Genomic DNA, 393 nt, shown 5'->3' with positions numbered 1-393 from the left:
GGTTTTCTCTCCCAGACCGAAGAACTGCTCTTCTTCCCGCAGGACTTTTCGGGTTTCAGTTTTGGTTCCTTCAGTAACATAGGCTTCGGCATCAAGATCTCCTAAAACGAGTCGTTGATACCTGTCAAAAATTTGAATTTTGAACGGCTTTTTTTGGACCATCACCCGGAGATCTCCTGTGAAGATTTCATAATTTGAAGCATTTTCTTCTACGTTGATGTTGAAATTTGGATCGAAATCTTCATTTATAACCGCAAAAGATTCGTTGTTGCGGTTAAATTTCCCGGTGGGAGCATACCAGAATTTAATGTTCTTGGAATCCAGGAATTCCAGCATAAGCTTCTCCCCGCCTTCACATCCAAAAATGACCTTTTTGGCACCTTTTTTTCCAAA

At 41.0% G+C, this 393-nt stretch carries 1 protein-coding gene; it reads right to left on the bottom strand.

Annotation, left to right across the window (positions count from 1 at the left end):
- The coding region (locus HC175_RS19970) for a DUF4968 domain-containing protein (protein WP_168139828.1) at positions 1-393 on the bottom strand (393 nt) is incomplete at both ends.

This window comes from Salinimicrobium oceani (genome assembly GCF_012037645.1).
Note: the sequence above shows the minus strand (reverse complement) of the source record. Positions and strands in the feature narration are given on the sequence as shown.